Raw genomic sequence first — 25,817 nt, 5'->3', positions numbered from 1 at the left:
GCCGGTTATGGGTCAGCCGAGGCGGGTCAGCTTGGCGGCGAACCCGGGCTCCGCGAGATCCTTCTCCAGGGCGACCGGAACCTGGACGGCGGAACCGGAGCCGTCACCCACGGTGAGGGTGCCGACCTTGGTGCCCGCCTTCGCGGTGTGCGGGACGTCGTCGGCGGCGAACGTCAGCTTCACCTTCAGCCCGGACCAGCCGACGGCGGTGACGTCCTTGGTCGCCACCACCGGGGTACGGCCGCCGAGACGGTCGTCCACGTAACCGACGACATCGCCCTTCTTGTAGATGGTCGCCGACCTGAGGGCGCCCTGGGCGGCCCGGATCAGCCGGTCGCCGGCGTTCAGGGCGGCCTTGAGGATGCTGTTGTCGTTGCTGGCGTTGGCCGGCTGCCGTATCACCGCGCCGATGACCGTGCGCGTCTCGCCGTTCACGTCCTTCTTCGCGGCGAAGACCAGGTTGCCGAGGGCGGAGGTGGTGGTGCCGGTCTTGATGCCGACCACGTTGTTCTGGCCGACCAGCTGGTTCCAGTTGCCGTGGTTGACACCCTTGTAGTCGTCGTACGACATCATCGCGGCGACCTCGCGGAACACCGGCTCGCTCGCCATCGCCGCCTTCGCCAGCTTCACCTGGTCCACGGCGGTGGACACGGTGGAGTTCGTCAGGCCCGACGGGTCCGTGTACGTCGTGTTGGTCATGCCGAGCTTCTTCGCCGTGGCGTTCATCTTCGACACGAACGACTTCTCGGAGCCGGCGTCCCAGCGGGCCAGCAGCCGGGCGATGTTGTTCGCCGAGGCGATCAGGATGGACTCCAGGGCCTCCCGCTGGGTGATCGAGTCGCCCGCCGTCACGTCGACGGTGGACTCCTGACCGGCGTTCGCCTGGTCCTGGGCGGCCTGGTCGATCTTGATCTTCGGGCCCGCCGCGCCGCTCTTCAGGGGGTGGTCGCGCAGGATGATGTACGCGGTCATCACCTTGGCGACGCTCGCGATCGGCACCGGCTTCTGAGCACCCGAGGAGCCGAAGGTGCCGATGCCCTGCACGTCGAGCGCGGCCTGTCCGTCGGCCGGCCAGGGGATGTCCACCTTGCTGCCGTCGAAGGTGTACGTGTCCTTCGCGGTGAGGTCGAGGGTGGGCTGGGGGAGCGGGCGCAGGGTCTGTACGACCGCAAAGACGATCAGCAGGAGGATGACCAGGGGTGTCCAGATCTTGACCCGGCGCAGGGCGGTCCTGACCGGGGTCTCCGGCGGCCGGGGCGTGTTGGTCAGCTCGGCGAGCAGGTCCAGCGGGGGCTTCGGGGGGAGCGGCTGCTGGGTGGTGCGCTCGGGGCCGACCTGGGGCATGACCGAGGTACGGGTGGTGGACGCGGTCTCGGGCCGCCCCTCCGGACCGCTCTCCGGCTTGGCGCCCGGCGTGGCCTGCGGCTTGGCGCCCGGCTTGGCCGACGGGGTCGAACCCGGCTTTATGTCCGACTTGAGAGCGACGAACTTGCTGGTGCGCTCGGCCTCGGTCTCGGCCTTGGTCTCGGTCTCGGCCTCGGGGGCCTTGGGCTTGGGGGCGCCGCCCAGCTTGAGCATCGTGGTGGGCTGGTCGACCTGCTGGGCGCGCGGAGCCTTGAGCGTGGTGGTCGGCTGATCCACCACCTTCTTCCCCTGCCCCCGGCCATCGTTGTCAGCACCACCGCCACCGGACCGCCCCTCGGCCCCGGCGTCACCCCCGGCCTCCTCCTGAGCCTCGGCGTCGGCGGATTCGGCGTCGGCTTTGGGCCGGTCCTCGGGCTTGGCGTCGGCGGGTTCGGCGTCGGCTTTGGGCCGGTCCTCGGGCTTGGCGTCTTCGGGTTCGACGTCGGCCTTGGGCCGGTCCTGAGACTCGGTGTCTTCGGGCGCGGCGTCGGCTTTGGGTCGGTCCTCGGGCTTGGCGTCTTCGGGTTCGGTGTCGGCCTTGGGCCGGTCCTGAGACTCGGTGTCTTCGGGCGCGGCGTCGGCTTTGGGTCGGTCCTCGGGCTTGGCGTCTTCGGGTTCGACGTCGGCCTTGGGCCGGTCCTCGGGCTTGGCGTCGGCGGGCGCGGTGCCCGGCTTGCCTGCGGCTTCGGGGGTCGCGTCCTCCGGCGTGGCCTTGGCGGCTTCGGTGGCTGCCTTCGGCTGGGCCTCGGGCTTGCGGGCCGGGCGGGCGTCCTCGGACTCGGTCGTGGCCGCCGGCTCGGCGTCCTCGGGCTCGGCCTCGGGCGTGAACTCATCCTCGGCGTCGGCCTCTTCGGGCTCGGTGTCCGCCTGTGCGCCGGACCCGGGATCGGCGTCGGCGGGCTTCGTGTCCTCCGCGTCGGCAGGTGAAGTCGCCGACGGGGCCGTGGGCTTGGCGTCCTCCGGCGCAGCCGCGCCCTTCGGGGCGGCCGTCGCCTCAGGCTTCGCCTCAGGGGTGTCGGTGGCGTCCTGCGGGGCCCCGGGAGCCTCCGGGGCCTCCCGGCCCTCCTGGGGGCGCTCAGCGCCCTCCGTGGCCGCCTCCGACCCCTCCGACCCCTCCGGTTCCTCGTCGGGGGTACGCACCCACGTCGCCACCGCCTCGCGGAGCTCCGTGTCGTCCTCCCCGGCCGCCTTCGGGTCCCGTACCGAGAAGACCCGGGTGGCGGTGTCCACACCGCCGGCCGTCTCCTTCGCGGCGGCCACCGCCAGCCGCGGATCGCGTGCTTCGGGAACCGAACCCGCGCTCCCCGACGTCGGTTCTGCCGACGACTCGCGCTGCTTCGACCTGTCGGGGGACTCGCCCGCCACCGATGCCTCCTCCACGCTTCGCACGTCTCCGTGCGCTGTCCGAACCATGTACCAGTGTCCTGTGTGCGGGCTTAACCCCTGGCGTAGACGAGAACGACATACCTACCGGTTCCCTTACGAACCGGTCACGCACCCTCGACAGACCAATGTGAGAGGGGTCACCCTGTCATTCATCCACGCGGGGAGGCATGGATGGGCAGGAGCCGCAGAACACTTCCGGAGGAGCTTCTGCTGCTGGCACTGGACCCGGCCACGGGTACCACTGCGCAGCCGCAGTCGCTCGACCTCGGTCTGGCCGGAGCACAGCTAGTGGAGCTGGCGCTGGCCGGACGGATAGCCCCAGACGGGGATCGTATCGCCGTGGTGCAGCCACGGCCGACTGGAGATCCGACTTTGGACTGCGCGTTGGAGTTGCTGCGAAGGCGTGGCGCTCCCGTGCGGGCTGTGCACTGGATCGGCGGACCCCGCCTGGGGCTCCGTCAGGTCTACCTCTCGCATCTCGAACGGTGCGGCATGGTCGCCGCCGTGGCGGGCCAGATGTGCGGGGTGCTGCCGACCACTCGCTACCAGGCGACGGACAACGCCGTCACCCGGGAGATCCGTGGCCGGCTGGACTCGGCGATCCGCACCGGCGTACCGCCGGACCCGCGGACCGCGGCGCTCGCCGCCCTGGCCCACGCGGTCGGCCTCGGCAAGCACCTGTATCCGGGCAACGAGGGGCGGTCCTCTCGTTCCAGGCTGCGGGATCTGATCCGGCACGACCCGATGGGTGGGCTCGTGGCCCACGCCGTCATGGACGTGCAGAACGGCGCGGGCGCCCAGCCACGCCGTAACCAGGCGCCGGCTCCGGCCGGTCCGGGCCCCAGGCCCGGTGCGCCGGAACCCGCACGCGGTGTTCCGATGCAGCCGCGCCGAGGCGCGATGGCACGCGCCGTGGTGCACTGAGCGACCGGCAGCAACTCAGCACCACCTCAGCACCCTTGAGACCCGGTTCGGGAGCCGCTGGTCCGAGCGGGGCGGCGAGGCACACGCGGCAGTGCGTGCCCCGCCGTCCCGCTCGGCCGTCTCCGGTATCCGGGTCCGGGGCAACCGGAACGTGCCCGAACTGACGCGTACGCGCTGCATATCCGGGGTTTCCCAGCGGTAGGAAGCACCTTGGTGGCAGTCTGCTCAACAGCAGATACGCAAAGTGGTAGTTACAGGCAGGCAGCCGGAGGTGCACGTCCCGTGGCGTCCAATGTCAATCCCACCGTCAGGCGGCGCCGGCTGGGCCAGGAGCTGCGCAGGCTCCGTGAGCTCAAGGGCATGACGGCCGAGGAAGTCGCCGAGCGGCTGCTCGTCTCCCAGTCGAAGATCAGCCGGCTGGAGAACGGGCGCCGGAGCATCAGCCAGCGTGACGTCCGCGACCTGTGCGGGGTGTACGAGGTCGAGGACCAGCGGGTCGTCGAGTCCCTGATGGAGATGGCCAGGGATTCGCGGCAGCAGGGATGGTGGCACGCGTTCGGCGACATCCCGTACAGCGTCTACATCGGCCTGGAGACGGACGCCGAGTCGCTGCGGGTGTACGAACCCCAGTTGGTCACGGGCCTGTTGCAGACCCGGGCGTACGCCGAGGCGCTGGTGCAGGGCGCGTTGCCGGAGACCTCGGCCGCCGACATCGAGAAGCGCGTCCAGGTCCGGATGCGGCGACAGGAACGTATCACCGCGGAGAGCAACCCCCTTCGGCTCTGGGTGGTCCTCGACGAGGCCGCGCTGCGCCGCCTGGTCGGCAACAGGCTGGTGATGCGCGAGCAGCTGGAGTACCTCATCGAGATGTCCCAGCAGCCGCACATCACCGTCCAGGTACTGCCCTTCGAGTGCGGCGCCCATCCCGGCGTCACCGGCCAGTACGCGATCCTGGAGTTCGCCGACACGGCCGACTCCAGCGTCGTCTACCTGGAGGGCGTCACCAGCGACCTGTACCTGGAGAAGGCCCACGACGTGCAGAAGTACGCCGTGATGTACGAGCACCTGCGCGCCCAGTCGCTGAACGTCGAGCAGTCCCGGCAGTTCATCGCCGACGCGGCCAAGGAGTACGCCCGTTGAGCCCTCTCGAGCTGTGAGCGCCGGATAGTACACGGAGGACACGCTCCAGCGGAAGTCTCCAATGGAATATGCCATCCGGTCGAGTGAACGGGTACTCCAGGTGGGGAAGTTGCCTAGTAGCGTCGATCACGCCAACCGGTCAGAAAGGTTGGCGTGAATCGCACTACAGCAAGCACCACTGCAACTCGCTACAGGAGTGGACATGGCACTGCTTCAGGGCGCCACGGAGACGTGGACGAAGTCCTCCTATTCCGCAGGGAACGGGGCGTGCGTCGAGGTCAAGTCGCCGACGACCGCAGGACTCGCCGTACGCGACTCCAAGGTCGAGGAGGGCCCGGTCCTCGCGTTCCCGGCCACCGCTTGGAACACCTTCGTGGCCTCGGTCAAGGCGTAGGGGGGCATTCCCTGACCCACCGCTCACGCATCCGGCTACGACAACCGAACAAGCGTCACGCACAGAGCCCTCTCGACCAGCTCGCCGTCCTTGCCGAGGGGGCTCGGCTTGTGCCCGTCAGCCGTCCGAACGGCGGACCGGGAAGGCGACGTCGCACACCGGGTCCTCCGGCCCCGCCGCGTCCCAGTCCGCGAAGTAGATCTCCCGGCACGGGCCGTCGTACGACAGCCCGTCCTGCCCGGCGATCCACCGCTCCACCGCCTCGAAGGCCGCCATGATCTGAGGATTGGCCACCTGCGCCTTGCGGATCCGGGTGTACGCCAGCGTGCGCGCCGGTTCGACGCGCACCTCCGTCTCCCAGGCCCGCCCGTGCCGCTCCGCCCACGTCCGGGCCGCCGCCTCGTCCGCCACCGGGACACAGGCCTGGGCCGGGCCGTCGCTCTCCAGGGACACCTCAGCGTGGTACACGACGAACGGCGACCCGGCCACACCCCCGCACTCGCGGGCCGCCGCCTCAAGGCGCCCCAGTGAGGCGCCGATCCAGGCCGGCAGCTCGTCCGCCAGCGTGTGCCGCGTCTCGGTGATCACCACCTGCGCGGGCACCTCCACCATCTCCACCGCGAACGACTCACCCATCTCCGAACTCCTCCCGGAAAGCTGTCCACGGAGGTATGCGGCAAGGGTCCGCTGCCCGGCGAACCGCTGCTCCACGTCCGCCCAGTAGGCGGCCAGCAGCCCGGCGGCCGTGTCCCCGTCCGGCGCCGCCACCACCTCGGCGATCCCGGCCAGCGGCATGTCCAGCCTGCGCAGCAGCGCCACCAGCCGGGCGCGCTCCACCTGGCCGGCGCGGTAGTAGCGGTAGCCGGTCGCCCCGTCGACGTGCGCCGGGGCCAGCAGGCCGAGGCGGTCGTACAGCCGCAGGGCCTTCGCCGAGAGCCGGGAGCGGGCGGCGAACACGCCGATCGGAAGCAGTTCCTCGTCCTCCACGCCCACATCCTCCGTCACCGGACGGTTCCCTCCCGCCCGACGCCCAGGAGCCTCCCCCCTACCCCAGGGTCAAGGTCAACCGCCCCCCCGACCCGGAGAGGGGAGCGGGGCAACCGCGTCGGGAGAGGGTCGGGGGGCAACCGCGTCCGAAGGGGGCCGCGGCAACCGTGTGTGGAGAGGGGCACCGCAACCGCGTCCGGAGAAGGGCACGGTAATCCTCTCCGGAGGCGGCGCGGCCAACCGGCGCTCGGGCTGCACCGTCCGGATCAGCCGATGGCCTGCTCCACCGCCGCCACCACCTCCGCCGACCCCGGCTCGGTCTGCGGCGAGAACCGGGCGACGACCTGGCCGTCGCGGCCGATCAGGAACTTCTCGAAGTTCCAGCGGATGTCACCGGTGTGCCCCTCGGCGTCGGCGAACCCGACCAGGCGGTCGTAGAGCGGATGCCGGCCCTCCCCGTTCACCTCGACCTTCTCGGTCATCGGGAAGGTCACGCCGTACGTCGCCGAGCAGAACTCCGCGATCTCCTCGGCGCTGCCGGGCTCCTGGCCCAGGAACTGGTTGCAGGGCACCCCGAGCACGGTGAAGCCCTGCGCCGCGTACTGCTCCTGGAGCTTCTCCAGGCCGCCGTACTGCGGGGTCAGACCGCACTTGGAGGCCACGTTGACAATGAGCACGGCCTGGCCGGCATAGCGGCTCAGGTCGGCGGAGCCGCCCTGCAGCGCCCCGATCTCGACGTCGAGCACGGACCCGTTGTTCTCAGTAGTCGTCATGTGCGGATGCTAGCTCCGTCAGATGACCGCCCAGGATTCCCGGCCCCGTTCCGGCCCCCTTCCGGCCCCGTTCCTGCTTCGACCAGCACGTCCCCCGCCGCCGTCCGTGAGTACAGCACCGCCCGCCCGGCCCGCCGCCGCTCCACCAGCCCCGCGTCCAGCAGCACCCTCAGGTGCCGGCCGACCGAACCCAGCCCCTGCCCGGTCACCGCGGTCAGCTGGGTCGTGCTCATCGGCGCGCCCAGCAGCACCAGCACCCCGGCACGGGCGGCCCCCAGCAGCGCGGTCAGGGCCGCCGGGACGTGCTGCGCGGTGGGGTCGGCGAGGGCACCGGCGCAGGAGTAGACCAGGGCGTAACGGTCGGGCTCCTCCCAGGACACCCAACCGGACTTCGGCGTCACCGGGACGAGCAGGAGATCCGCGCCGGAGATCGCGCGCGGCGGATACTCGTGCAGATTGACCTGGAGCCGGTTGGAGCCCAGCCAGCGGGTCCGGCCCGGCCGCAGCGAGTCCAGCACCTCGGCCCAGCCGCCCCGGCTGACCTGCGTGGTCCTGGCCACCACGTCCGCCTCCAGGATCCGCCGCCGACGGTCCCAGTCGGGCCGTACGGCCGTCTCCCACACCCACGTCAGCAGCTCCGCGGCCCGGCCGGGCAGGTCGTCGCGGTCCAGGGCGGCGGGGAGGGGGCCGCCGAGGGAGACCCGCAGGTGTGCGCGGGCGGCGTCCGCGGGGGCCGCCCCCACCCGTGCGATACCCGCCTCCGCGCTCTCCCCGTCCCGCGGTGTCGGGGTGAGGAAGTCGGCGATCCACTCCCGTCCGAGCCCGGCCCGCACGAGCAGCGCGGTGACGGGGTCGGCGGCGAGCCGCGCCCGGTACGCGGGCAGGTACGCGTCCAGCCAGCGCCGCTCGCCGGGGTGCGCGGGCGCGCGGACGTGCAGCAGCCTGAGGCTCGCGAAGGTCTCGGCGAGCGGCGACAGCACGAACCGGCTCCGGGCGAGCGTGTCCGCGTTCAGCTCCCACCAGCCCATGGAGGCCTCTCCCCGTGTCGGAGCCGCTCCCGGCCGCGCCGCCCCGCGCGGGCGCCGAGAACCTTTCGCGCTCACGCGAAACAATAACGCCCGCCGCACCCTCCCCCGAGACTCCCGACCATGCCCACCGCACCCACCGGCTACCGGTCCCTTTTCCGCACCGCCGAGTTCACCCCCCTCTTCCTCGGTTCCGCCGCCCACAACGCCGGCGGCACCGTCGGCGGCCTCGCCCTCGGCACGCTCGTCTACCGCAGCACCGGCTCCCCGCTGCTCTCCGCCCTCAGCATGTTCGGCCCCTCGCTCGCCCAGGTGCTCGGCGCGACCTTCCTGCTCTCCGGCGCCGACCGGCTGCCACCCCGTACCACCCTCGCGGCGATCTCCCTCACCTTCGCCATGGCCACCGCGGCCATGGCGCTGCCCGGTCTCCCGCCCGCCGTGCTGCTCACCGGCGTCCTGCTGCTCGGCCTGGTCGCCGCGCTGGGCGGCGGGGTCCGCTGGGGGCTGCTCACCGAGATTCTCACCAAGGACGGCTACCTGCCCGGGCGTTCGCTGTTCAACATGATGAGCGGGCTGGTGCAGGTCGCCGGGTACGCCACCGGCGGCGCCCTGCTGGCCACCGTCTCCCCGCGCACCTGCCTGCTGCTCGCCGCCGCCCTCTACCTGACGGCCGCCGTCGTGGTCCGCCTCGGCCTGAGCACCCGCCCGCCCCGTGCCGCGGGCCGCCTCTCCGTCGCGGCGACCTGGCGCACCAACGCCCTGTTGTGGTCGTCCCGTCCACGCCGGCTCACCTACCTGGGCCTGTGGCTGCCCAACGGCCTGGTGGTCGGCTGCGAGTCGCTGTACGTGTCGTACGCCCCGAAGTCGGCCGGCACCCTCTTCGCCTGCGCGGCCCTCGGCATGCTGGCCGGTGACCTGACCGTCGGCCGGCTGCTCCCGCCCGCCGTCCGGACCCGTCTCGCGACCCCGCTCCTGCTGCTCCTGGCCACGCCCTACCTGGTCTTCTTCCTGCACCCGGCGCCGGCGCTCGCCGCGGGCTGCGCCGCCGTCGCCTCCGTCGGCTTCGGCGCGAGCCTGGTCCAGCAGGAGCGGCTGATGAAACTGACGCCGGACGAACTCAGCGGCCACGCCCTCGGGTTGCACTCGGCGGGCATGCTGACCATGCAGGGCGTGGCCGCGGCGCTGGCGGGCTCGGTGGCTCAACTCACCTCGCCCGCCGACGCGATGACACTGGTGGCGGGCGCCTCGCTCGCCGTGACGCTGCTGCTGGCTACGGCCGCTCGGCAGCACCGGACTGCTCCGGTGCCGGCTCCCTCGGGGCCGTGATGTCCGGGGCCGTGATGTCCGGGGCCGTGATCTCCGCGGCCGGGGCGAACCTGTCGGCGACACCGGCGATCTGCTCGATCCCCGCCTTGAGCGCGGCCCGCCCGTCCGCCGCGTGCCGCCCGTGCGTGTCGTCCGGCGCGGCCTGCTCACGGTCGTTCTTCTCGACCTCCTGGTCGAGGCGCTTGGCCGCCCGGTCGAAGTAGCGCAGCAACTCCACCGGGAAGGGCATCACCAGCGTGGAGTTCTTCTCGGCGGCGACCTCGACGACGGTCTGCAGCAGCCGCAGCTGCATCGCCTCCGGGGTGTCGGACATGATCCGGGAGGCGTTGGCGAGCTGCTGCGCGGCCTGGAACTCACCGTCCGCCGTGATGACCCGGGCCCGCCGCTCCCGCTCCGCCTCGGCCTGCCGGGACATGGACCGCTTCAGCGACTCCGGCAGCTGTACGTCCTTGATCTCGACGCGGTCGATGTGGACGCCCCAGGCCGCGGCCGGGCTGTCGATCATCAGGGCCAGCCCCTCGTGCAGCCGCTCCCGGTCGGTCAGCAGGTCGTCCAGGTCGCTCTTGCCGATGATGGAACGCAGCGAGGACTGGGCGACCTGGCCGACGGCGAAGACGTAGTCCTGCACCTCGATGGCCGCGCGCACCGGGTCGGTCACCCGGAAGTAGACGACGGCGTCCACCTTCACCGACACGTTGTCCTTGGTGATGCCCTCCTGCGTGGGCACCGGCATGGTGACGACCTGGACGTTCATCTTGCGCATCCGGTCGGCGAAGGGAATGAGGAAGGTGACGCCCGGCTGCCGGTACCCCGGCAGCGCCTTGCCCCACCGGAACACGACCCCGCGCTCGACCTGGTTGACCACGCGCATCCCACCGCGCAGCACGAGCAGTACCGCCGCGACCACCAGTACGACCCCTACAACGGCGCCGTCCATGGGCACACTCCATTCTCGACGTGACCCGGACAAAAATCCGGCCAACAGGAACGACACCGGCCGGGCCCGCCCGGATGCGGTCCCGGGCGTCAGGAGTCTGCAAAGAAAGCGGCTCGGGCCCCTCGGGCCGCCGCGCCGGGGATGCACGACGACCACGGAAGGGACGTGAGGGACGTGACCGACCTGATGGAGACGACGAGGCTGCGGTTGCGGAGGTTCGGGCCGCAGGACGCGCCGGCGCTGGCGGCGTACCGGTCGGACCCGGACGTGAGCCGCTACCAGTCCTGGGCCGCGCCGGTGCCGTCGGCGGAGGCCGAACGGCTCGCGGCCCGGTTCGCGGCGGGAGATCCCCGGGCCCCGGGCTGGTTCCAGTACGCCGTCCAACTGCGGGACGCACCCGGGCTGATAGGCGACGTCGGGGTGCGTCGCGGCGAGGACGGGCGCCAGGCCGAACTGGGCTTCACGTTCGACCCGGCGTTCCAGGGACGCGGCTACGCCACCGAGGCGGTGACCCGGGTGGTGGAATTCCTGTTCCTGGAGGAGGGACTGCACCGCGTCTCGGCCGCCTGCGACGCCCGCAACGTCCGCTCGGCGAAGCTCCTGGAGCGCGTCGGCTTCCGCCGTGAGGGCCACCTTCTCCAGAGCACCTGGATGAAGGGGGAGTGGACCGACGATCTCCTCCACGGCCTGCTCGCCTCGGAGTACCGGGCCACGGGGGCCGTCCGCCACCGCTGACAGCGACGGCCGGCCCGTGCGCTCCTCTAGTCGACGTCCACCGGGCCGTCGTCCGACTTCTTCCCCTTGCCGCCGGGCAGTTGCAGCACGCCGTTGCCCTTGCCGTCCTCGGACCGGCGGCCGTCGGAGTCCTGGCCGCCCAGGTTCTGCCGCACCGAGTCGAGGATCGTCAGGCCCTGGGAGACGAGGCCGGCGGCGATCTCGCCGAGCCCGTCCGCGCCGTTGAGGACGTTGACGTTGGCGCCGGCGAGACCGCCCGCGGCCTCCTTGACGATCCCTGGGAGCTGGTCGATCAGCATCCGGTCGAGGGCGACCCGGTCGTACGACGCCGCGGCCTCCGCCTGGATCTTCATCCGCTGCGCCTCGGCCGCCGCGAGGATCCTCACCCGCTCGGCCTCGGCTTCGGCGGGCTTCACCACCTCGGCGACCAGCTGCTGCTGGCGCAGCTTGGCCTGCCGCTGGGCCAGCTCGGTCTGGGCGGCGAGCACCTCCTGCTGGGCGTGCGCCTGCGCCAGCGGCCCGGCCTGCCCGGCCTGCGCCTGGGCGCGGTCCACCTCGGCCGAGTACTCGGCCTTGACGATGGCGGTCTGACGGGCGTACTCGGCCTGCTTGCGGGCCGCCGCCTGCTCCGCCTCGACCGCGGCCTGGGTGGCCTGCGCCTGGGCGATCTGCGCCTGCCGCTGGATGGCGGCCTTGTGCGGCGCGGACATGGCGTCGATGTAGCCGGTGTCGCCGTCGTCGATGGACTGGATCTGCAGGGAGTCGACGATCAGGCCGATCTTCGCCATCTCCGTCTTCGAGGTGTCCAGCACCTCCGCGGCGAGCTTCTGCCGCTCGGTGACGATCTCCTCGACGGTCATCGAGCCGATGATGGCCCGCAGATGGCCGGCGAAGATGCGGCCGGTCAGCACCGACATCTGCTCCTGGTCGGACAGGAAGCGCTGGCCCGCGTTGATGATGCTCTCGTGGTCGTTGCCGACCTTGAAGGCGATGACCGCGCGGACGTGCAGCGCGATGCCCTGCCTGGTCACACAGGTCTCGGTGACCTCGGACTCGCACATGGAGAGGGTCAGGAACCGGACCTTCCTGAAGACCGGCAGCACGAACTTCCCGTGCCCCGTGACCACTCGGAACGGCGCGCCCCCCAGTCCCCGCCTGCCCCCCGAGATCAACATCGCCTCGTCGGGAGCGGGAACGCGGTATCCGAACATCCCTGTTACTCCTCAGCCTGCCTCGGCGGCGTCCCCGCCGAGCGCGTCCAATGGATCCACCCACTCGATGACGCCGACCTCTCGGCATCCCCGTGATTCGATCACGAGCACGGTCGCACCCACGGGCAGGGGCTCCTCCGACCAGGCGAGGAACGTCTCCGAACCGCCCCTGACCCGTACCAGGACTTCACCGGGGCCACCGGTACCACGCGTTCCGATGAGAACCTTCCCCATGCAGCCGATCACGGCCTCGTCCTGCGGCATCACCGACCGTCCTCCTCGCCCTGGCCTCGTGATTCCGACGATAGACCCAGCGACGCCCCTACCCAACGCCTGGTGCACTTCCGCGAGCACGGCACACCGATCCGTCCGGACACCGCAGGAGCTTGAGCGGGAACACAGCCGCTCCGCCCGCCCCGCGCCGGCAGGGATCAGGTGGCCGCCGGAGCCGCCGGGAACCGGTCCACGGGCCCCAGCTCGAACCAGACGGTCTTGCCGGTGGCCGTCCGCGTGCTGCCCCAGGCGTCCGCGAGAAGGTCGACGAGCTCCGTACCCCGGCCGCCCTCGTCGTCGGGTTCGGCGGCGCCGAGTACCGGGCCGGTCGACTCGGTGTCCTCGACCTCGCACAGCAGCCGGCCCCGGGACAGCTGGAGGTTGAGCCTCAGCGGCCCCCGCGTGTGGCGCAGGGCATTGGTGACCAGCTCGCTGACGAGGAGCTCCGCGGCGTCCGCGAGGTCACCCACGTCCCACTCGCTCAACTGGGCCGTCACCAGCCGCCGGGCCCGGCGCACCGAGGTGAGCTCCCGTGCCAGGGGCCAGGAGGCCTCCCAGGCGGTGGCCCGGCCCCGGGGCGCGTCGAACGGCCGCACGGGTGCGAGCATGCGCGACCACAGAGCCCACTGCCTGGCGAACCAGGAAAGAGCGGTGCCGTGGACGAGTCGCTCCTCCCCGGGGACAGCAGAGTCGAAGGCTTGGGCGGTCATGGCGAATCAGTCCTTGGGGGAGACCAGTGGTGGCGGCACGCGTCGTGCGTGAAGCGGCCGCTACATTCAAATATAGACGTAATGGATGCTACGGTAAATACCCCCCCAAGAGTTACCAATCGGTCACCCATGCTGCCCGGCGCTCACGCATCTTCAGCACCTCATACATCTCCAGCACCTCTCGCATCAGGAGCCCCGCATGCCCCGCCCGCCCGACCCGGCCAAACGGCAGGCCCTCCTCGCCGGCATCCGTGCATACGTCCTGCGCAACGGCCTCGCGGAGCTCTCGCTGCGCCCGCTCGCCCAGGCGCTGGGGACCAGCGACCGCATGCTGCTGTACTACTTCGGCACCAAGGAACGCATGATCACCGAGGCGATCTCGCTCTACGACCGCCGCCCTCTCCTGCGCGCCCGCACCCTGCTGGACGCCGTCGGCACCCCCGCGGACGCCCAGGGCCTGCGCCGTTTCATGGAGCAGCTGTGGCGCGACTTCGGCGACCCCGAGGTGCGCGCCGCACTCCCCCTCTACCTGGAGGTGATGAGCGCCAGCGTGCTCCACCCGGACCGCTACGGTCCCGTCATGCGCGACATCGTCACCGAGTGGACCGACATGATCACGTCGATCCTGCGCAACCTGGGCCTGTCCGAACACCGCTCCCGAACCCAGGCCACCCTCCTCACGGACGCCTCCCTGGGCCTTCTGCTCGCCCCCCTCGCGGACGGCCACTGGGACCGGGCGGAGGCGGCCTTCCACGCCCTCCTCGACGCTCTGGAGCCGGGCTGGACGACCTGACCCGCAATCAGGTGTCGGGGGCCGATCAGGGTCTGCTCAGGGGCGTTCCCTGATGGGGCGGACCGCAGGCGCGGACGAGACTGATGGCCGGGCCGCTCGACCGTCGGTCCGACCCTCGCGAGTACGGAGCCCCTCATCGTGAACAACCTTGCCCGCCGGAGCCGTTGGGCCACCCTGGCGGCCTGCTGCGGCCTGCTGGCCACCCTGGCCACGGGGGTGGCCCGGCCCGCCTCCGCCGCCCCGTCGGACACAGCCGGCGCCTCCGCCACCGCACCGTTGCCCGGCCTGGACCCGGTCGCGTTGCAGGCGGCCATCGGCGGCCTGCCGAACGCTGACGTCACCGGCGCCCTGCTACGGATCACCGGTCGTGCGGGTCACTGGTCGGGCACCTCGGGTGTGGGCGACCTGGAGACCGGCCGCGGCGTGCCGCCCGACGCGCACATCCGCATCGGCAGTATCTCGAAGGTCTTCACCGCCACGATCGTTCTCCAGCTCGCCGCCGAGCACCGGATCGACCTGGACGCGCCCGTCCAGCGGTACCTGCCGGGCGTCCTGCCCAAGGGCCTGCCTCCCGTCACGGTCGGCCAGTTGCTCAACCACACCAGCGGCCTGCCGCGCGGCGCCGACACCCCGGACTTCGGCGACGGCAGCCCCGAGTGGTTCGCCGCCAACCGGTTGAAGAGCTTCACCCCGCAACGGGTGATCGACCTGATGGCGGGCCAGCCGATGCAGTTCACGCCGGGCACCGCACAGCAGTACAACGGGGAGAACTACTACGTCGCCGGTGTGCTGATCGAGAAGATCACCGGGCGCACCTTCGCCGACGAGGTCCGCTCCCGGATAACCCGGCCGCTCGGCCTGCGCGACACCTACGTCCCCGACGCCGACGACCCGCGGCTGCCCGGCCCGCACTCCCACGGCTATCTGACGGTGAGGTCCGCGGACGGCACCACGCACCCGGTGGACGTCACCGAACAGAGCCCCTGGCCCTGGGCCGAGGGTGGCATGATCTCCACCCCCGGCGACCTGGACCGTTTCATGACCGCGCTCTTCCGTGGCCGCTTCCTGCCACCGGCCCAGGAGGCCGAGCTCTTCACGGTCCCCGACGTCCCCAGTTTCCGGAGCAGCCAGTGCCGCACCGAGGCCGACGCCGGCCGGGCCTGCATGACCATGGGCCTGATGCGGGTCCAGGCCTCCGACGGTGTCGTGGTCTGGGGCAAGACGGGCTCCCGCCCCGGCTACACCAGCGGCGCGTTCGCCACCCGCGACCTCTCCCGCAGGATCGTCTACTCCCTCAACCCCAGGAACCTCGACGGCACCGAGATCCGCTACGTCCAGCGGATCGCCGCCGCCTCCTTCGGCACCGTGGTCCCGGCGGGCGGCTGACCCCGGAACCGGTCCCACACCTGGCCTGCCGAGCCCACCGGGCCCGCGGAGCCCAGCCCCCCGCCCCCGCCAACCCCCCGAGGGCCCGCCGTTCGAGAGAATGTGACCTGTTCGGAGACGGCGACGTGGGAGACGACTATGGCGGGCGACGGCGGTCCGGTGACACTGCGCGGGATCGCGGACCGGCTCGGGCTGCACGTCTCGACGGTCTCCCGGGTCCTCAACGGCCCGTCCGGGGAGCAGGGCCGCGCCGCATCGGGCGAGACGGCGCGGCGGATCCGGGAACTGGCCGACGAACTCGGTTACCGGCCCAACCCGCACGCCACCAGCCTGCGCACCCGGCGCAGCAACCTGGTCGGAGTGCTGTTCCCCCGGCTGTCGGAGATCGTGGTGGCCACCATCTACGAGGGCGTGGAGGAGGAGGCGACCCTCCGGGGACTCTCCACCTTCGTCACCAACACCCATGACGATCCCGCCACCCAGCGCGAGCGGATCGGTATGGTCCTCGGGCGCCGGGTGGACGGTCTCGTCATCGGCGACGCACACCTGGACGGGGCCGTGCTCGCCGACCCCGCCCTGGACGGCACGCCCTTCGTGCTGGTCAACCGCCGCACGGACACCGGCCTTCCGGCGGTCACCTGCGACGACCCGCTGGGCGGCAGGCTCGTGGCCGAGCACTTCCTGGCCCTCGGCCACCGCCGGGTGGCCGTCGTCGCCGGTGAACCCTTCGCCAGCACCGGCACCGACCGCACCACCGGCTTCACCGACCGCTACCGCGAGGCGGGCCTGCCGCTGCCTCCCCACCGGGTGCGGCACTGCCGCTTCGACACGGCAGGCGGGCACCAGGCCGCCGTCGAACTGCTGAGCCTCCCCGACCGGCCCACCGCGATCTTCGCCGTCAACGACCTCGCCGCGATCGGCACCATGGGCGCCGCCCGCGACCTGGGTCTGCGGCTGGGTGAGGACCTCGCGCTGGCCGGGTTCAACGACACCCCTCTCGCCGCCGAACTGCCCGTCCCGCTCACCAGCGTGCACTCCCCGATGGCCGAACAGGGGCGTCGCGCCGTACGGCTGCTGCTGCGCCGTATCGCGGGCGAGCCCGTCGCCTCGGAGGCGCTCACGCCCGAACTCGTGGTGCGGACCTCCACCGGCACACCGATCGGCCCGAGCCTGCGGTGAGCGGCGCGGCGCGGCGCGGCGCAACTCCGCCTCGTCGGCTGCCGAAGCGGCGTAACTCGGCGTCCGCAGCCGCCGGTTGGTAGGCAGCGGAACTCCATGGGCAAGGTTGCCCAAACGATTGGCGCAATCGTTTGGGTAGCGCATACTGGCTACTCGGCGCACGTCCGGATCCGGCGTTGGGGGAGACTCGATGAGGTGGTTGGGCAGAGGGCACGGAACGCCGTCGAGCCGTCGCGCGCTCGTCGAGGCGCTGCGCGAGGGCGGCGAGGCGGCTGAGCTGACCGGCCGCCAGGGCGACGCGCGCAAGGCCGCCGAGCACTACGGGCGACTCGTCGCGCAGGCGGAGGACGGGCTGGGACCGCAGAACCCCCAGACCTTGGCGCTACGACATCAACTCGCCCACTGGACCGGCGAGTCGGGTCGCCCCGAGGTCGCGGTCCAGCTGTTCGTACGCCTGTTGGCCGACCGGGAGCGGATCCAGGGACCGCGCCACCGGGACACCGAACTGGCCCGGCACCAACTCGCCCACTGGCACGGCCGGTCGGGTAGGCCGGAGGAGGCCGTGCGCCGCTACGAGGCGATGCGCCGGGCCGCCGAGCGGGAGAACCGCACCGAGACCGCCCTCACCCTGCTGTGCGAGGTGGGCTACTGGCAGCAGAAGAGCGGCGACAACGCGGCCGCGCTGCGCGCGTTCTCCCAGATGCTGGGGACCGCCCAGCAGAACTTCGGCCCCACCCACCAACTGGTCAGCATCGCCCGCCAGCGCTACGTCGAGGTCGCGGGCGTACTGCCGTTCGGCAACGAGGGCGGCGAGGAGGGACTGCGGGACTTCTTCGCGACCGCCGCCGCGGTCGAGGCCGCCGGGGACTACGCGCGCGCCGGCCGGATGTACGGGCAGATAGCCGTACGGGCCGAGGAGCTCTACGGCCCGGCCGGTTCCGAGGTTCTCTCCGCGCTCGTCGCGCAGGCGAAAGCGGCGGTGCGGGCGGAGGACCATGCGACGGCCGTCGACTGCTTCGACAAGGTGCTCGCGTGCATGGAACTCCAGGGCCAGTTGCCGGGCTCGCCGGTCTACGACACCTTGCGCGGGCAGCGCGACGGGCTCGCCCGGATGGTCGGCCGCACCGTACTGCGCGTCGCGCAGCGGACCGCGACGCTGCTGGGGGAGACGGTGCAGGCGGCGCCGGACACGGCGTGCGCGGTGCTGGCGCGCGCGGGCGGCGCGGCCGTCGCGAACCGCCTCGCGGTCGTGAACGACATCGCGGCCGAACCGGCGTGGCGCGCCTGGACGGCGGAGCAGTGGAAGGACGTGCTGCGGGGCCTGACCGTGCAGGGGTACGAGGTGGCGGCCTTGTGCTTCGCCCGCGACGACCTGCGGCCGACCCCACAAGAGGCCTCCGTGTGCGCGGGGTTGGGGCTGCCGGGCGTCTTCGTGTCCCGCATGAGCGACGAGAACGTGCAGATCCAGGCGTACGTGTTCGAGGACGGCGGCCCGGAGTCGGCGCGGACGCCGCAGACGGCGGTGTTCGTCGTGGTGGAGGACGAGCAGGCGGAGCGGACGGCCACGGGTGAGGAAGGTCCGCGCGAGCGGGCGTCGGCCGCGGAGGACGGCCGGATCGCGTTCCACCCGCAGGCGGCCGCCATCGGCACCTGGCGGGAGATGGAGCGGGCGCGGCCCGCGGCCGGGGCGGGCGGGGCGGACCAGCCGACGGTCTTCGGTACGTACGAGGTCCTGGAGTGCGTCGGCGAGGGCGGTTTCGGGCGGGTCTACCTGTGCCAGGACGCCGACGGGCTGATGGTCGCCGTCAAGACGCTGCACGCGCACCTCGCGGCGGCTCCCCCGATCAAGCGGGGCTTCGCCCACGAGGTGCGGGCGGCCCAGCGGGTCGACGGACGGTTCACCGTGCCGGTGATCGCGGCGGACACGGACGGCGCGACCCCGTGGATGGCGGTGCCGTACGTGGCCGCCCCCTCGTTGCAGGAACTCGTCGCGCACTGCGGCCGGTTGGAGCCCGGCCTGGTGCGTTCACTGGGGGCGGGCATCGCCGTCGCCCTGAGCGCCATCCACGCCGAGGGCATCGTGCACCTGGATCTCAAGCCGGCCAACGTGCTGCTGACCGAGGACGGACCGCGCGTCATCGACTTCGGCATCGCCCAGATCGAACGGCTCACCGAGCCACGGCGCGGCTTCGCCGGCACGTACGCGTACGCCTCGCCCGAGCAGCTGCGCGAACAGGCCGCCTTCACCCCCGCGAGCGACGTCTTCTCCCTGGGGACCGTCCTCGCCCGCCTGGCCCTGGGGCGCAGTCCCTGGGGCCGGGACACGCCGTCCGTGGTCGCCCGCATCCGGGCCGGTACCCCCGATCTCGCCGGGCTGCCGAAGGACCTCGCGGAGCTGGTCCGCCGGTGTCTGCACCCCGACCCGGAGGGGCGGCCGACGGCGGGTGAGGTGGCCGAGGCGCTGGTGCCCGGAGCCGGTGCGGGCAGGCTCGATCCGCCGTCGCTGCCCGAGCGGGCGCGGACCCTGGTCGCCGAGCACGCCACCACGCCCACCACCCGCAGGGCGAGGACCCAGGCCCTCACCCGGCCCCTCACCACCGAGGACACCACCCGGTCCACACCGCACCCTTCCCACCCCACCCCCGCGACCACGGCCCCGACCACCCCCGCCACCCCGGCCCCGGCCCCGACCACCCCTGCCACCACGGCCCCCGCCCCGACCACGCCCGCCGACAACACCGCCCCGACCGCGGCTCCGGCCCCGGCGGCCGAGCCCTCGCCGGAACCGGATGGCGGTGCGGGAGTCAGGACGGCGGCTGGAGAACCGAGTCGATGACGTAGATCGTGGCGTTCGCGGCCTTGATGTTGCCGCAGACGATGCTCGCCTTGCCGTTGACCTTGAAGTTGCTGCCCGACCCCGACGTGGTCAGCTTGCCGCCCTCGACCGTCGTGAAGGAGCCGTTGGAGAGCTCGCTCGGGGTGATCTGCTTGTCCACGACGTGGTAGGTCAGCACCTTCTTCAGCTGCCCCTCGTTGCTGAGAAGCGAGGAGAGCTGCGACGTGGTCACCTTCTGGAAGGCCTGGGCGTTGGGGGCGAAGACGGTGATGGCGGGTTTCCCGTCGAGGCTGCCGTTCAGCCTGGCCCTGACCAGGGCCGAGACCAGTTGGCTGAGCTGGGGGTAGGCGGCCGCGGCCTCCACGACCTTGTCCTTGGCCGTGTTGGCCTTCTGGGAGAGCGCCGAGCAGCCGGGACCGAACGTCCCCGAGGGGCTGGGAGACGCGTCCTGCGCCTGGCTCTGGGACGCCAGGCCGCCGAACGCGAGCGGGACGGCGACCAGGACGGCCGCCGTTGCCTTGGCGGTACGCATGCGGGTGAACCTCATCGCAACCTTCCTCCCGTGGAAGCCTCCCGTGGAGGCGTGAACACTGCAGAGGTCTGGGACGGTCTGAGACTGCGGAACTCTTCATTTCCGCGGGCGGGGTGGGCGAGTGCCGTGCCACGGCCCTGGGCCATGGTCACCCGGCCACTGAGCGAGCGTATCCAGCAGGTGCGGTCACCGCATCTCGAGGTCGCGCCCCGTACGCACGCCCCGTCCCACCCGAGATCGCAACCGGACCGGGGCGTGCGCGCGGTTCAGCGGCGCAGGCCCAGCGCGGCTGCCCCCGCGTAGCGGGCCTGCGGACCCAGCTCCTGCTCGATGGGGATGAGCTGGCGCAACGCACCCGCGCGTTCGTGCCCGGGCCTGAAGGGCCTGAAGGGCCTGAAGGCCTCAGGCCTCGCGGTGTACCTCAACGCCCACCGGATCGCGAAGCACCCGGGTCTGCGCGTGATCGCTGCGCAGACCCGGGTGCTGTTCCTCGCCCCGCTGTCGTCACCACGGTGCTCATGGCCGCCGGGCCGACCGGAAACATACGTGCGCGGCCGGCTCGACGGTGTTGTCAGTCGCTGTAGCCGTCGTGGTCGCAGCCGCTCCCACCGTGATCGCCATGGCCGCCGTAGTAGCCGCCGTCGCCGTCCTGGTCGCAGTCGCAGGGCATGCCGGGGAGGCAGGGCCTGACGATCTGGGTGGCGTCGGCGTGGGCGGTGCTGCCGACGAGGTCGGCGGTGCCGGCGAAGGTGGCGGTGTAGCCGTTGAGGCGCAGGTCCAGTGCGACCGCGATGGCGGTGGCGAGGTCGGGGGCGGTGTAGGTGGCGCAGGTGGCCACACCGTTGGCGTCGGTCGTGGCCGTGCACAGCAGCGTGCCGCTGCCGGTGCTGGTGAAGGTCACCGTCTGCCCGGCCACGGGAGTGCCGCCGCTGGTGGTGGTGAGGGTGGCCGTCATGCCGGTGAAGTCCAGCGTGGCGGCGGTACGGGTGAACGTGGCCGGGGTCGCGGTCAGGGTGGTCGCCTGCGCCGCCGTGTAGGTGATCTTCAGCATCGGCGTGCCCGTGGTGTCCGTACCCGCGGTCGCCCCCGAGCCGGTCGGAGCGTACGAGGAGCCCGCCCCCGCGCCACCGCGCGAAGCGCCCCCGCCGCCGCCGAACCAGCCACCCCCACCGCCACCACCGGCGGTACCGAACGGGCCGGTGACGGGGCCGGTGCCGCCGGTGCCGCCGTGGCCGGCAGCACCGTCACCACCAGGGATGAAGCCGACGCCCGGGGTGACGGTCGCTCCCTCGCCATGGGTGGAACCGCCCCCGCCCCCGCCGGCGCCGATCCCGATGACCCCGCCGCCACCACCGCCTCCGCCACCGCCGGCGGTCGTGGCCGAGGCGCCGCCGCCGTCGCCTCCCCTGCCGTTGCCGGCGCCGCCACCACTGGAGGTGCCGTCACCGCCGGGGCGGTTGGCCTCACTGTCGGCGCCGCCACCCCCGCCGATGCCGAAGCCTCCGCCGCTCCCGCCGTGGGAGTTGGTGGAGGCGGTGCCGGGGGCGCCGCCGCTGCCGCTCGCGTTGCCGCCTGCGGCCCCGGTGGCGGCCGGGTTGTTGATGCTGCCGCCGCCTCCGCCGCCGGCGGCGACGAGGAGGCGGCAGTCCGTGGCGGGGTTGCCCGACAGGACACAGCCGCTGTTGTCCGCGGTCTGGAGGCTGGTGGCACCGCCGCCGCCCCCACCCGGGTTGGTGATGTCGGCGGCACCGGAGCCGCCGGAGCCGCCGCCGTTGAAACCGCCCGCGCCGGTGCTGCTGCCCGCGCAGCCGACCTCGACGTGGAGTACCTGGCCAGGGGTGACGGTCAGGCCGGCGCCGGAGACGGTGCCGCCGTTGCCTCCGGCCCCGCCGGTGCTGCCACCGGTGTCGGCTCCGTTGCCGCCGGGGGCGCCGACGGCGTCCACCACGATGGAGGACACACCCGCGGGGACCGTGAACGTCTGGTCGCCGTGCGTGCAGGTGAAGGAGACCGACTGGGGCTGCCGTCGGGGACCTGCCTTGCCCGCGGAGGTGGGGAAGGCGTGCGCGACGCGCACCGTGGACGCCGTCGGCAGGGCGAAAGCGGTGGTCGCGGCCACGGGGACCGTGACACTGCCGGCGACGACCCCACAGACCAGGGCCAGCGCCGCACGCCCCGCCCGACGACCATGAGAGGCACGGCCGGACACCAGGCGTGCTACCCGCCCGTGCCCGACGATGGTGGAAACGGCCATGAGATGAATCCAGAACCCTTTCTGGCCACGGCGCACCCCACCCACCGCACACACGCCCGACTCCGGCCGGAGCGGGGGGACGGGGCGCGGGCGCGCGCAGAGAAGGCCTCACGGCAGCGACCCACCACCGTGAGGAGCCCACCACATCCCCCTGCCGGAACAGGCAGGTGAGCGAACGAGACGGACCGCCCCATAAAATGACAGTCCGTCAGGCACCGTCATCCACACCACACCGGGCATGCCCCCCATCCAGACCAGCACGCCACCGGATGGGACAGACGCCCCGGCGCCCCACCCGCCCCCGCAAGGCCGTGCCGTGAGCGGCGGAGCCGACCGGAATCGAACCGGCGTCCTCGCGATTTTGGAGACCGCGCGCGACGACCTCTGCGCTACGGCTCCGCCCGGCGGGGATCCTAACGCGCGCCGCGCGCCGCGCGCCGCGCTCCGGCCCGTACCGGGCTTCGCCCTCCCCGGCACCGGGCCATGCGGCCTTGCGGCCGACATCACCCGTCCTGTCCCGACGACGGCCGCTATGGCGAGTTGCTCGACCGTGAACTGGACCGTGAACTCGGCCTTGACCGCGGGATCGATCCGCGGGGTTGATGTGGGCCAGGTATGAGACCGCTGGTGCATCCATGGCCACGAGTGCTGCGATACGGGAGAGGATCAGAGCCCGCCCGTCCATGGGGCAGAGTGACCCACAGACCGACAGACCCACCGTCTCGCCTGGAGACCCCCGCGAACGGACGGCCGTGCCAGGTGGCGCCCTCGTTCGTTCGCCCGTCCGGGTTGTGACCGTGACGCCGCAGAACATTTGTCGACCCCTGATCCCCTCGGCCGTTCGTTCTCGCGGCTAGGGTGCGAAGAGTCGCCCGGAAGTGGCCGGGTCCGTCGGGGAGCCCGGAACGGAGAGCAACGTGACATCCTCGTCCCTGGTCCGCGGGATCCGGATGGCATCCCTAGTGCTGGCGACGATGGTCACCGCCGCCTCCGTCGCCGGTTGCACCGCGGAGGCCCGCACGGTGACGCGGATCGCGTCGACCGCTCAGGGCAGCCCGCTTCTCGCCGAGGTCGCCCGGCAGATCGCCCTGCCGGCGAAGACCTGGACGGCGTCGGGCACCCACACGGCCAAGGGGTACACGACCGAGGCGGCCAAGACTGTCAATGTCGAGGGCATGAAGGCCGACTGCGTCAACATCAACATCAATAAGAAGCTGAGCGCCCAATTCCGCAGCGACGTGTTCGGTCCTGGCATGAAGGGGTTCTTCTACAAGTGCCAGAAGGTGGCGCCGGACACCAACCGGTACTGGTTCACCATCAGTTCCGCGGACCGTACGCAGATCGACAGGCTCTGCGATCCGACCACCAGGTACCCGATCGTCCACGACGCGCAGCACGACACCTACTGGATCGACGAGCCGTTCACATGCACCACCCGGACCGGCCCCTCGTAGGACATCGGCCAGCGCTCGCCCCACACTTTGTTCGGCCAGGACCCGGCGCCCGGATCTACACAGCAAAGGTGCAACTGCGGCACAGGTGAGTTCGGTTGATGCCGAGTTGTCCGACTCGGAGCGGACGTGACAACAGCTGCCGGTTTCCATGTGCAGCACTACATGTAGAGACGCTGCCCTGAATTCGTGTGCACGCGTGCACGGATGAGGGGCAGACCGTTGCAACTGCGCGGCTGGAAACGGCGACCGACTGGATGCCGGGCATGCTCCGTGATTTGATCCTTCGCGCCGCAGGGATCACGCCAAGTGTCTGGAAAGGGTCGGCGCGGGCTGAGGCCGCGGCCGACCGTCCGTCCCCCAACTTGGCCGCTCCCCCCTTGTGGAACATCCATACGAAGGGCAGTTTCATGATGAACTCCGCTCCCCAGGTTCAGACCCTTGAAATCTCCGACACCGAGCTCGACACCGTCTCCGGTGGCCTGAGCCCGCAGGCCGGTGTCACCGCCGGTCCCACGGCGCTCGGCAGCTCGGACCTCGTGGCTCAGTTGGGCACGGTCAAGGACGAGGTCCTGGACACCGTCGGCCAGTACCACCAGGTGGGACTGACCGTCTCCTTCTGATCGCCGGATCGCCGGACTCCCTCGCCGGGTGACCGCTGACGACCTGAGCGGCAGCCCGACCGTTGATCGGTAATCACAGCAACAAGCCCCCTACCCGTGGGTCTCCTCTGGTAGGGGGCTTGGTCGTCAAGGTTTTCCACGCAGTCGTCCTTGGTCACCGCTGAACGGCCTCGGACGGCCCGGACATCGGTCCGTCGACCCGACCGCGGTCTGTGAACCGATGGGTAATTCCGTGCTCACCGACGTACGTGGGCCCGTACCTTCTTCAGGTGGCCGTGGAAGGCGCATGCCGGTTGTCCGTCATCCGTCGGTCCGGGGCGGCTCGCCGGCCCGGCGTGGCCGCCTCCACCCCCGACGCTCGCACTCTCTGACCCCTCTCAATACCTGCCGTGAGGCCGAGCCTTCTGCGGTTGCGGGCATGGTCGGCCTTATCGGGGATGGCGCAGCGGATTCCGCGACGGTGCAGCTTCCTGCCGCGATGCCGATCGCCACGGGCTTCTGGCCCTGTATCGACGGTCACGTCGAGCTTGGTGGTGAACCCGCCGCGTAACGTCCCAGCCCGTGATGGGCCCCGGACCGTGCTCGGCCCGGGGCCCTTGCGCTGGGCCTCACGCACCGTAGCCTCGGTCCATGTCCGAGACCTCGGTGGCACATTTCTACGACGACCTGGCCGACGACTACCACCTGATCTATGCAGATTGGGACGCAGCCATTCGCCGGCAGGGAGACGCCCTGGACGGCCTGATTGGCCAGGACAACGCGTCAGTGCTCGACTGCTCCTGTGGCATCGGCACGCAGGCCATCGGTCTCGCGCTGCGCGGGCACCGCGTAACGGGCACGGACCTCAGCGTCCGCGCCGCCGCCCGCGCCGCCCGGGAAGCCGCCCACCGCAATGTGCCCCTGCGCACGGCCGCCGCCGACATGCGACGCCTGCCGTTTTCCGACGGCCGGTTCGACGCCGTCGTCTGCGCCGACAACGCCCTGCCCCACCTGCTGACGGAGCAGGATGTCCACGCTGCCCTGGCGGATATGCGCCGCGTGCTGCGTCCTGCCGGACTGCTGCTGCTCAGCACGCGTTCCTACGATGACCTGCTGCGCAGCCGACCTGCTTCGGCGCCTCCGCAGGTCCACCAGCCCGCTGACGGAGGAGAACGGACCGTTACCTTCCAGCTCTGGCACTGGCACGAGGACGGCGAGCACTACGACGTGGAGCACTTCCAACTGCTGCCGGCCAGCGGAGAATGGCGCGTCAAGGTCCGTCGGACCGTCTACTGGGCGCTCGGCCGGGACCGGCTGACCGGCCTCGTGGCCGATGCCGGGTTTGTGGACCCCGAGTGGCGGATGCCGCACGAGACAGGCTTCTTCCAGCCGCTGCTCGCGGCGCGCGCCGACAAGTAGGTGATCCCGCCGCCTCGCGGATCGCTTGCCACGCCGCCCAGGAGGCGTGCCGAAGACCAGCGACCGCCCCCGTTGATGCCAATGGCCCCGAACCATGATCGGTCCGAGGTCTTTTGCCTGGTGCCCCCGGCAGGATTCGA

At 71.8% G+C, this 25,817-nt stretch carries 22 protein-coding genes and 1 tRNA gene; 12 read left to right on the top strand and 11 right to left on the bottom strand.

Features of this window, described 5'->3' with window-relative positions:
• Nucleotides 1-12: 12 nt before the first annotated feature.
• Nucleotides 13-2,793, bottom strand: a complete 2,781-nt coding sequence (locus tag ACZ3KP_RS15260; RefSeq protein WP_467499706.1) for a D-alanyl-D-alanine carboxypeptidase — start codon at nucleotides 2,791-2,793, stop codon at nucleotides 13-15.
• A gap of 168 nt (nucleotides 2,794-2,961) precedes the next feature.
• On the opposite strand from ACZ3KP_RS15260, the gene ACZ3KP_RS15255 reads away from it, so the two are divergent.
• The 3 genes from ACZ3KP_RS15255 to ACZ3KP_RS15245 all read left to right on the top strand — a co-directional run bounded on the left by ACZ3KP_RS15255 (nucleotide 2,962) and on the right by ACZ3KP_RS15245 (nucleotide 5,248).
• Complete coding sequence (locus ACZ3KP_RS15255) at nucleotides 2,962-3,714, top strand: GOLPH3/VPS74 family protein (RefSeq protein WP_132891559.1); 753 nt, start codon at nucleotides 2,962-2,964, stop codon at nucleotides 3,712-3,714.
• A gap of 282 nt (nucleotides 3,715-3,996) precedes the next feature.
• Nucleotides 3,997-4,854, top strand: coding sequence for a helix-turn-helix domain-containing protein (locus ACZ3KP_RS15250; protein ID WP_132891558.1), 858 nt, complete (start codon nucleotides 3,997-3,999; stop codon nucleotides 4,852-4,854).
• A 202-nt stretch (nucleotides 4,855-5,056) separates the two neighbouring features.
• A complete protein-coding gene (locus ACZ3KP_RS15245; protein ID WP_358973975.1) occupies nucleotides 5,057-5,248 on the top strand; it encodes a DUF397 domain-containing protein in 192 nt (63 codons plus the stop codon).
• 117 nt (nucleotides 5,249-5,365) lie between these two features.
• Here ACZ3KP_RS15245 and ACZ3KP_RS15240 read toward each other — a convergent pair whose 3' ends face one another.
• The 3 genes from ACZ3KP_RS15240 to ACZ3KP_RS15230 form a co-directional block, all read right to left on the bottom strand.
• A complete protein-coding gene (locus ACZ3KP_RS15240; protein ID WP_467499702.1) occupies nucleotides 5,366-6,253 on the bottom strand; it encodes a MerR family transcriptional regulator in 888 nt (295 codons plus the stop codon).
• 248 nt (nucleotides 6,254-6,501) lie between these two features.
• Complete coding sequence (locus ACZ3KP_RS15235) at nucleotides 6,502-7,008, bottom strand: glutathione peroxidase (RefSeq protein ID WP_358973970.1); 507 nt, start codon at nucleotides 7,006-7,008, stop codon at nucleotides 6,502-6,504.
• The gene (locus ACZ3KP_RS15230) at nucleotides 7,005-8,036 is read right to left on the bottom strand and encodes an ArsR/SmtB family transcription factor (RefSeq protein ID WP_467499699.1); all 1,032 of its coding nucleotides are present in this window, start codon (nucleotides 8,034-8,036) and stop codon (nucleotides 7,005-7,007) included. The genes ACZ3KP_RS15235 and ACZ3KP_RS15230 overlap by 4 nt, the downstream gene beginning before the upstream one ends.
• Nucleotides 8,037-8,156: 120 nt before the next feature.
• On the opposite strand from ACZ3KP_RS15230, the gene ACZ3KP_RS15225 reads away from it, so the two are divergent.
• Nucleotides 8,157-9,359: an MFS transporter gene (locus ACZ3KP_RS15225; RefSeq protein ID WP_467499697.1), complete on the top strand. Its 1,203-nt coding sequence runs from the start codon at nucleotides 8,157-8,159 to the stop codon at nucleotides 9,357-9,359.
• On the opposite strand, the gene ACZ3KP_RS15220 is transcribed toward ACZ3KP_RS15225, so the two are convergent.
• Nucleotides 9,304-10,296, bottom strand: a complete 993-nt coding sequence (locus ACZ3KP_RS15220) for a slipin family protein (RefSeq protein ID WP_467499695.1) — start codon at nucleotides 10,294-10,296, stop codon at nucleotides 9,304-9,306. The genes ACZ3KP_RS15225 and ACZ3KP_RS15220 overlap by 56 nt on opposite strands.
• Before the next feature lie 165 nt (nucleotides 10,297-10,461).
• On the opposite strand from ACZ3KP_RS15220, the gene ACZ3KP_RS15215 reads away from it, so the two are divergent.
• On the top strand, nucleotides 10,462-11,031 hold the full coding sequence (locus ACZ3KP_RS15215) for a GNAT family N-acetyltransferase (RefSeq protein WP_467499693.1): 570 nt from the start codon (nucleotides 10,462-10,464) through the stop codon (nucleotides 11,029-11,031).
• Nucleotides 11,032-11,057: 26 nt separating this feature from the next.
• On the opposite strand, the gene ACZ3KP_RS15210 is transcribed toward ACZ3KP_RS15215, so the two are convergent.
• The 3 genes from ACZ3KP_RS15210 to ACZ3KP_RS15200 form a co-directional block, all read right to left on the bottom strand.
• Nucleotides 11,058-12,242 carry a flotillin family protein gene (locus ACZ3KP_RS15210; protein ID WP_467499691.1) on the bottom strand — a complete coding sequence of 395 codons (1,185 nt, stop codon included), beginning with the start codon at nucleotides 12,240-12,242 and terminating at the stop codon, nucleotides 11,058-11,060.
• A gap of 12 nt (nucleotides 12,243-12,254) precedes the next feature.
• The gene (locus ACZ3KP_RS15205) at nucleotides 12,255-12,506 is read right to left on the bottom strand and encodes a hypothetical protein (RefSeq protein WP_358973954.1); all 252 of its coding nucleotides are present in this window, start codon (nucleotides 12,504-12,506) and stop codon (nucleotides 12,255-12,257) included.
• Between the two features lie 167 nt (nucleotides 12,507-12,673).
• Nucleotides 12,674-13,225 carry an ATP-binding protein gene (locus tag ACZ3KP_RS15200; protein WP_467499688.1) on the bottom strand — a complete coding sequence of 184 codons (552 nt, stop codon included), beginning with the start codon at nucleotides 13,223-13,225 and terminating at the stop codon, nucleotides 12,674-12,676.
• Between the two features lie 199 nt (nucleotides 13,226-13,424).
• On the opposite strand from ACZ3KP_RS15200, the gene ACZ3KP_RS15195 reads away from it, so the two are divergent.
• The 4 genes from ACZ3KP_RS15195 to ACZ3KP_RS15180 all read left to right on the top strand — a co-directional run bounded on the left by ACZ3KP_RS15195 (nucleotide 13,425) and on the right by ACZ3KP_RS15180 (nucleotide 19,419).
• Nucleotides 13,425-14,018, top strand: a complete 594-nt coding sequence (locus ACZ3KP_RS15195; RefSeq protein ID WP_467499686.1) for a TetR/AcrR family transcriptional regulator — start codon at nucleotides 13,425-13,427, stop codon at nucleotides 14,016-14,018.
• A 138-nt stretch (nucleotides 14,019-14,156) separates the two neighbouring features.
• The gene (locus ACZ3KP_RS15190) at nucleotides 14,157-15,404 is read left to right on the top strand and encodes a serine hydrolase domain-containing protein (RefSeq protein WP_467499684.1); all 1,248 of its coding nucleotides are present in this window, start codon (nucleotides 14,157-14,159) and stop codon (nucleotides 15,402-15,404) included.
• Between the two features lie 138 nt (nucleotides 15,405-15,542).
• A complete protein-coding gene (locus tag ACZ3KP_RS15185; RefSeq protein ID WP_467499682.1) occupies nucleotides 15,543-16,583 on the top strand; it encodes a LacI family DNA-binding transcriptional regulator in 1,041 nt (346 codons plus the stop codon).
• A 190-nt stretch (nucleotides 16,584-16,773) separates the two neighbouring features.
• Nucleotides 16,774-19,419 (top strand): protein kinase domain-containing protein, encoded by a 2,646-nt coding sequence (locus ACZ3KP_RS15180; protein ID WP_467499680.1) that lies wholly within the window; start codon nucleotides 16,774-16,776, stop codon nucleotides 19,417-19,419.
• Here the strand turns inward: ACZ3KP_RS15180 and ACZ3KP_RS15175 are convergent.
• The 3 genes from ACZ3KP_RS15175 to ACZ3KP_RS15165 form a co-directional block, all read right to left on the bottom strand.
• Complete coding sequence (locus ACZ3KP_RS15175) at nucleotides 19,388-19,966, bottom strand: fasciclin domain-containing protein (RefSeq protein WP_467499678.1); 579 nt, start codon at nucleotides 19,964-19,966, stop codon at nucleotides 19,388-19,390. The two genes, ACZ3KP_RS15180 and ACZ3KP_RS15175, sit on opposite strands and share 32 nt — an antisense overlap.
• Nucleotides 19,967-20,522: 556 nt before the next feature.
• Entirely contained in the window at nucleotides 20,523-22,205 is a 1,683-nt protein-coding gene (locus ACZ3KP_RS15170; protein WP_467499676.1) for an Ig-like domain-containing protein, read from the bottom strand.
• A gap of 324 nt (nucleotides 22,206-22,529) precedes the next feature.
• Nucleotides 22,530-22,604: transfer RNA gene (locus tag ACZ3KP_RS15165), tRNA-Trp, on the bottom strand.
• A 518-nt stretch (nucleotides 22,605-23,122) separates the two neighbouring features.
• Here ACZ3KP_RS15165 and ACZ3KP_RS15160 point away from each other — a divergent pair.
• From ACZ3KP_RS15160 to ACZ3KP_RS15150, 3 genes are all read left to right on the top strand, one after another.
• Nucleotides 23,123-23,659, top strand: a complete 537-nt coding sequence (locus ACZ3KP_RS15160) for a hypothetical protein (RefSeq protein WP_467499674.1) — start codon at nucleotides 23,123-23,125, stop codon at nucleotides 23,657-23,659.
• A 410-nt stretch (nucleotides 23,660-24,069) separates the two neighbouring features.
• Nucleotides 24,070-24,279, top strand: a complete 210-nt coding sequence (locus ACZ3KP_RS15155; protein ID WP_467500279.1) for a hypothetical protein — start codon at nucleotides 24,070-24,072, stop codon at nucleotides 24,277-24,279.
• A gap of 630 nt (nucleotides 24,280-24,909) precedes the next feature.
• A complete protein-coding gene (locus ACZ3KP_RS15150) occupies nucleotides 24,910-25,677 on the top strand; it encodes a class I SAM-dependent methyltransferase (RefSeq protein ID WP_467499672.1) in 768 nt (255 codons plus the stop codon).
• Nucleotides 25,678-25,817 lie beyond the last annotated feature (140 nt).

The organism is Streptomyces sp. NPDC020958, assembly GCF_055562175.1.
This window is presented reverse-complemented; position numbering and strand designations above follow the sequence as displayed.

Excerpts from the sequence above, each read along its gene's own strand:
- ACZ3KP_RS15255 (WP_132891559.1), top strand. The coding sequence starts at position 2,962 with ATGGGCAGGAGCCGCAGAACACTTCCGGAGGAGCTTCTGCTGCTGGCA.
- ACZ3KP_RS15245 (WP_358973975.1), top strand. The coding sequence starts at position 5,057 with ATGGCACTGCTTCAGGGCGCCACGGAGACGTGGACGAAGTCCTCCTAT.
- ACZ3KP_RS15235 (WP_358973970.1), bottom strand. The coding sequence starts at position 7,008 with ATGACGACTACTGAGAACAACGGGTCCGTGCTCGACGTCGAGATCGGG.
- ACZ3KP_RS15230 (WP_467499699.1), bottom strand. The coding sequence starts at position 8,036 with ATGGGCTGGTGGGAGCTGAACGCGGACACGCTCGCCCGGAGCCGGTTC.
- ACZ3KP_RS15225 (WP_467499697.1), top strand. The coding sequence starts at position 8,157 with ATGCCCACCGCACCCACCGGCTACCGGTCCCTTTTCCGCACCGCCGAG.
- ACZ3KP_RS15220 (WP_467499695.1), bottom strand. The coding sequence starts at position 10,296 with ATGGACGGCGCCGTTGTAGGGGTCGTACTGGTGGTCGCGGCGGTACTG.
- ACZ3KP_RS15210 (WP_467499691.1), bottom strand. The coding sequence starts at position 12,242 with ATGTTCGGATACCGCGTTCCCGCTCCCGACGAGGCGATGTTGATCTCG.
- ACZ3KP_RS15205 (WP_358973954.1), bottom strand. The coding sequence starts at position 12,506 with ATGCCGCAGGACGAGGCCGTGATCGGCTGCATGGGGAAGGTTCTCATC.
- ACZ3KP_RS15200 (WP_467499688.1), bottom strand. The coding sequence starts at position 13,225 with ATGACCGCCCAAGCCTTCGACTCTGCTGTCCCCGGGGAGGAGCGACTC.
- ACZ3KP_RS15195 (WP_467499686.1), top strand. The coding sequence starts at position 13,425 with ATGCCCCGCCCGCCCGACCCGGCCAAACGGCAGGCCCTCCTCGCCGGC.
- ACZ3KP_RS15185 (WP_467499682.1), top strand. The coding sequence starts at position 15,543 with ATGGCGGGCGACGGCGGTCCGGTGACACTGCGCGGGATCGCGGACCGG.
- ACZ3KP_RS15180 (WP_467499680.1), top strand. The coding sequence starts at position 16,774 with ATGAGGTGGTTGGGCAGAGGGCACGGAACGCCGTCGAGCCGTCGCGCG.
- ACZ3KP_RS15175 (WP_467499678.1), bottom strand. The coding sequence starts at position 19,966 with ATGAGGTTCACCCGCATGCGTACCGCCAAGGCAACGGCGGCCGTCCTG.
- ACZ3KP_RS15170 (WP_467499676.1), bottom strand. The coding sequence starts at position 22,205 with ATGGCCGTTTCCACCATCGTCGGGCACGGGCGGGTAGCACGCCTGGTG.
- ACZ3KP_RS15155 (WP_467500279.1), top strand. The coding sequence starts at position 24,070 with ATGAACTCCGCTCCCCAGGTTCAGACCCTTGAAATCTCCGACACCGAG.
- ACZ3KP_RS15150 (WP_467499672.1), top strand. The coding sequence starts at position 24,910 with ATGTCCGAGACCTCGGTGGCACATTTCTACGACGACCTGGCCGACGAC.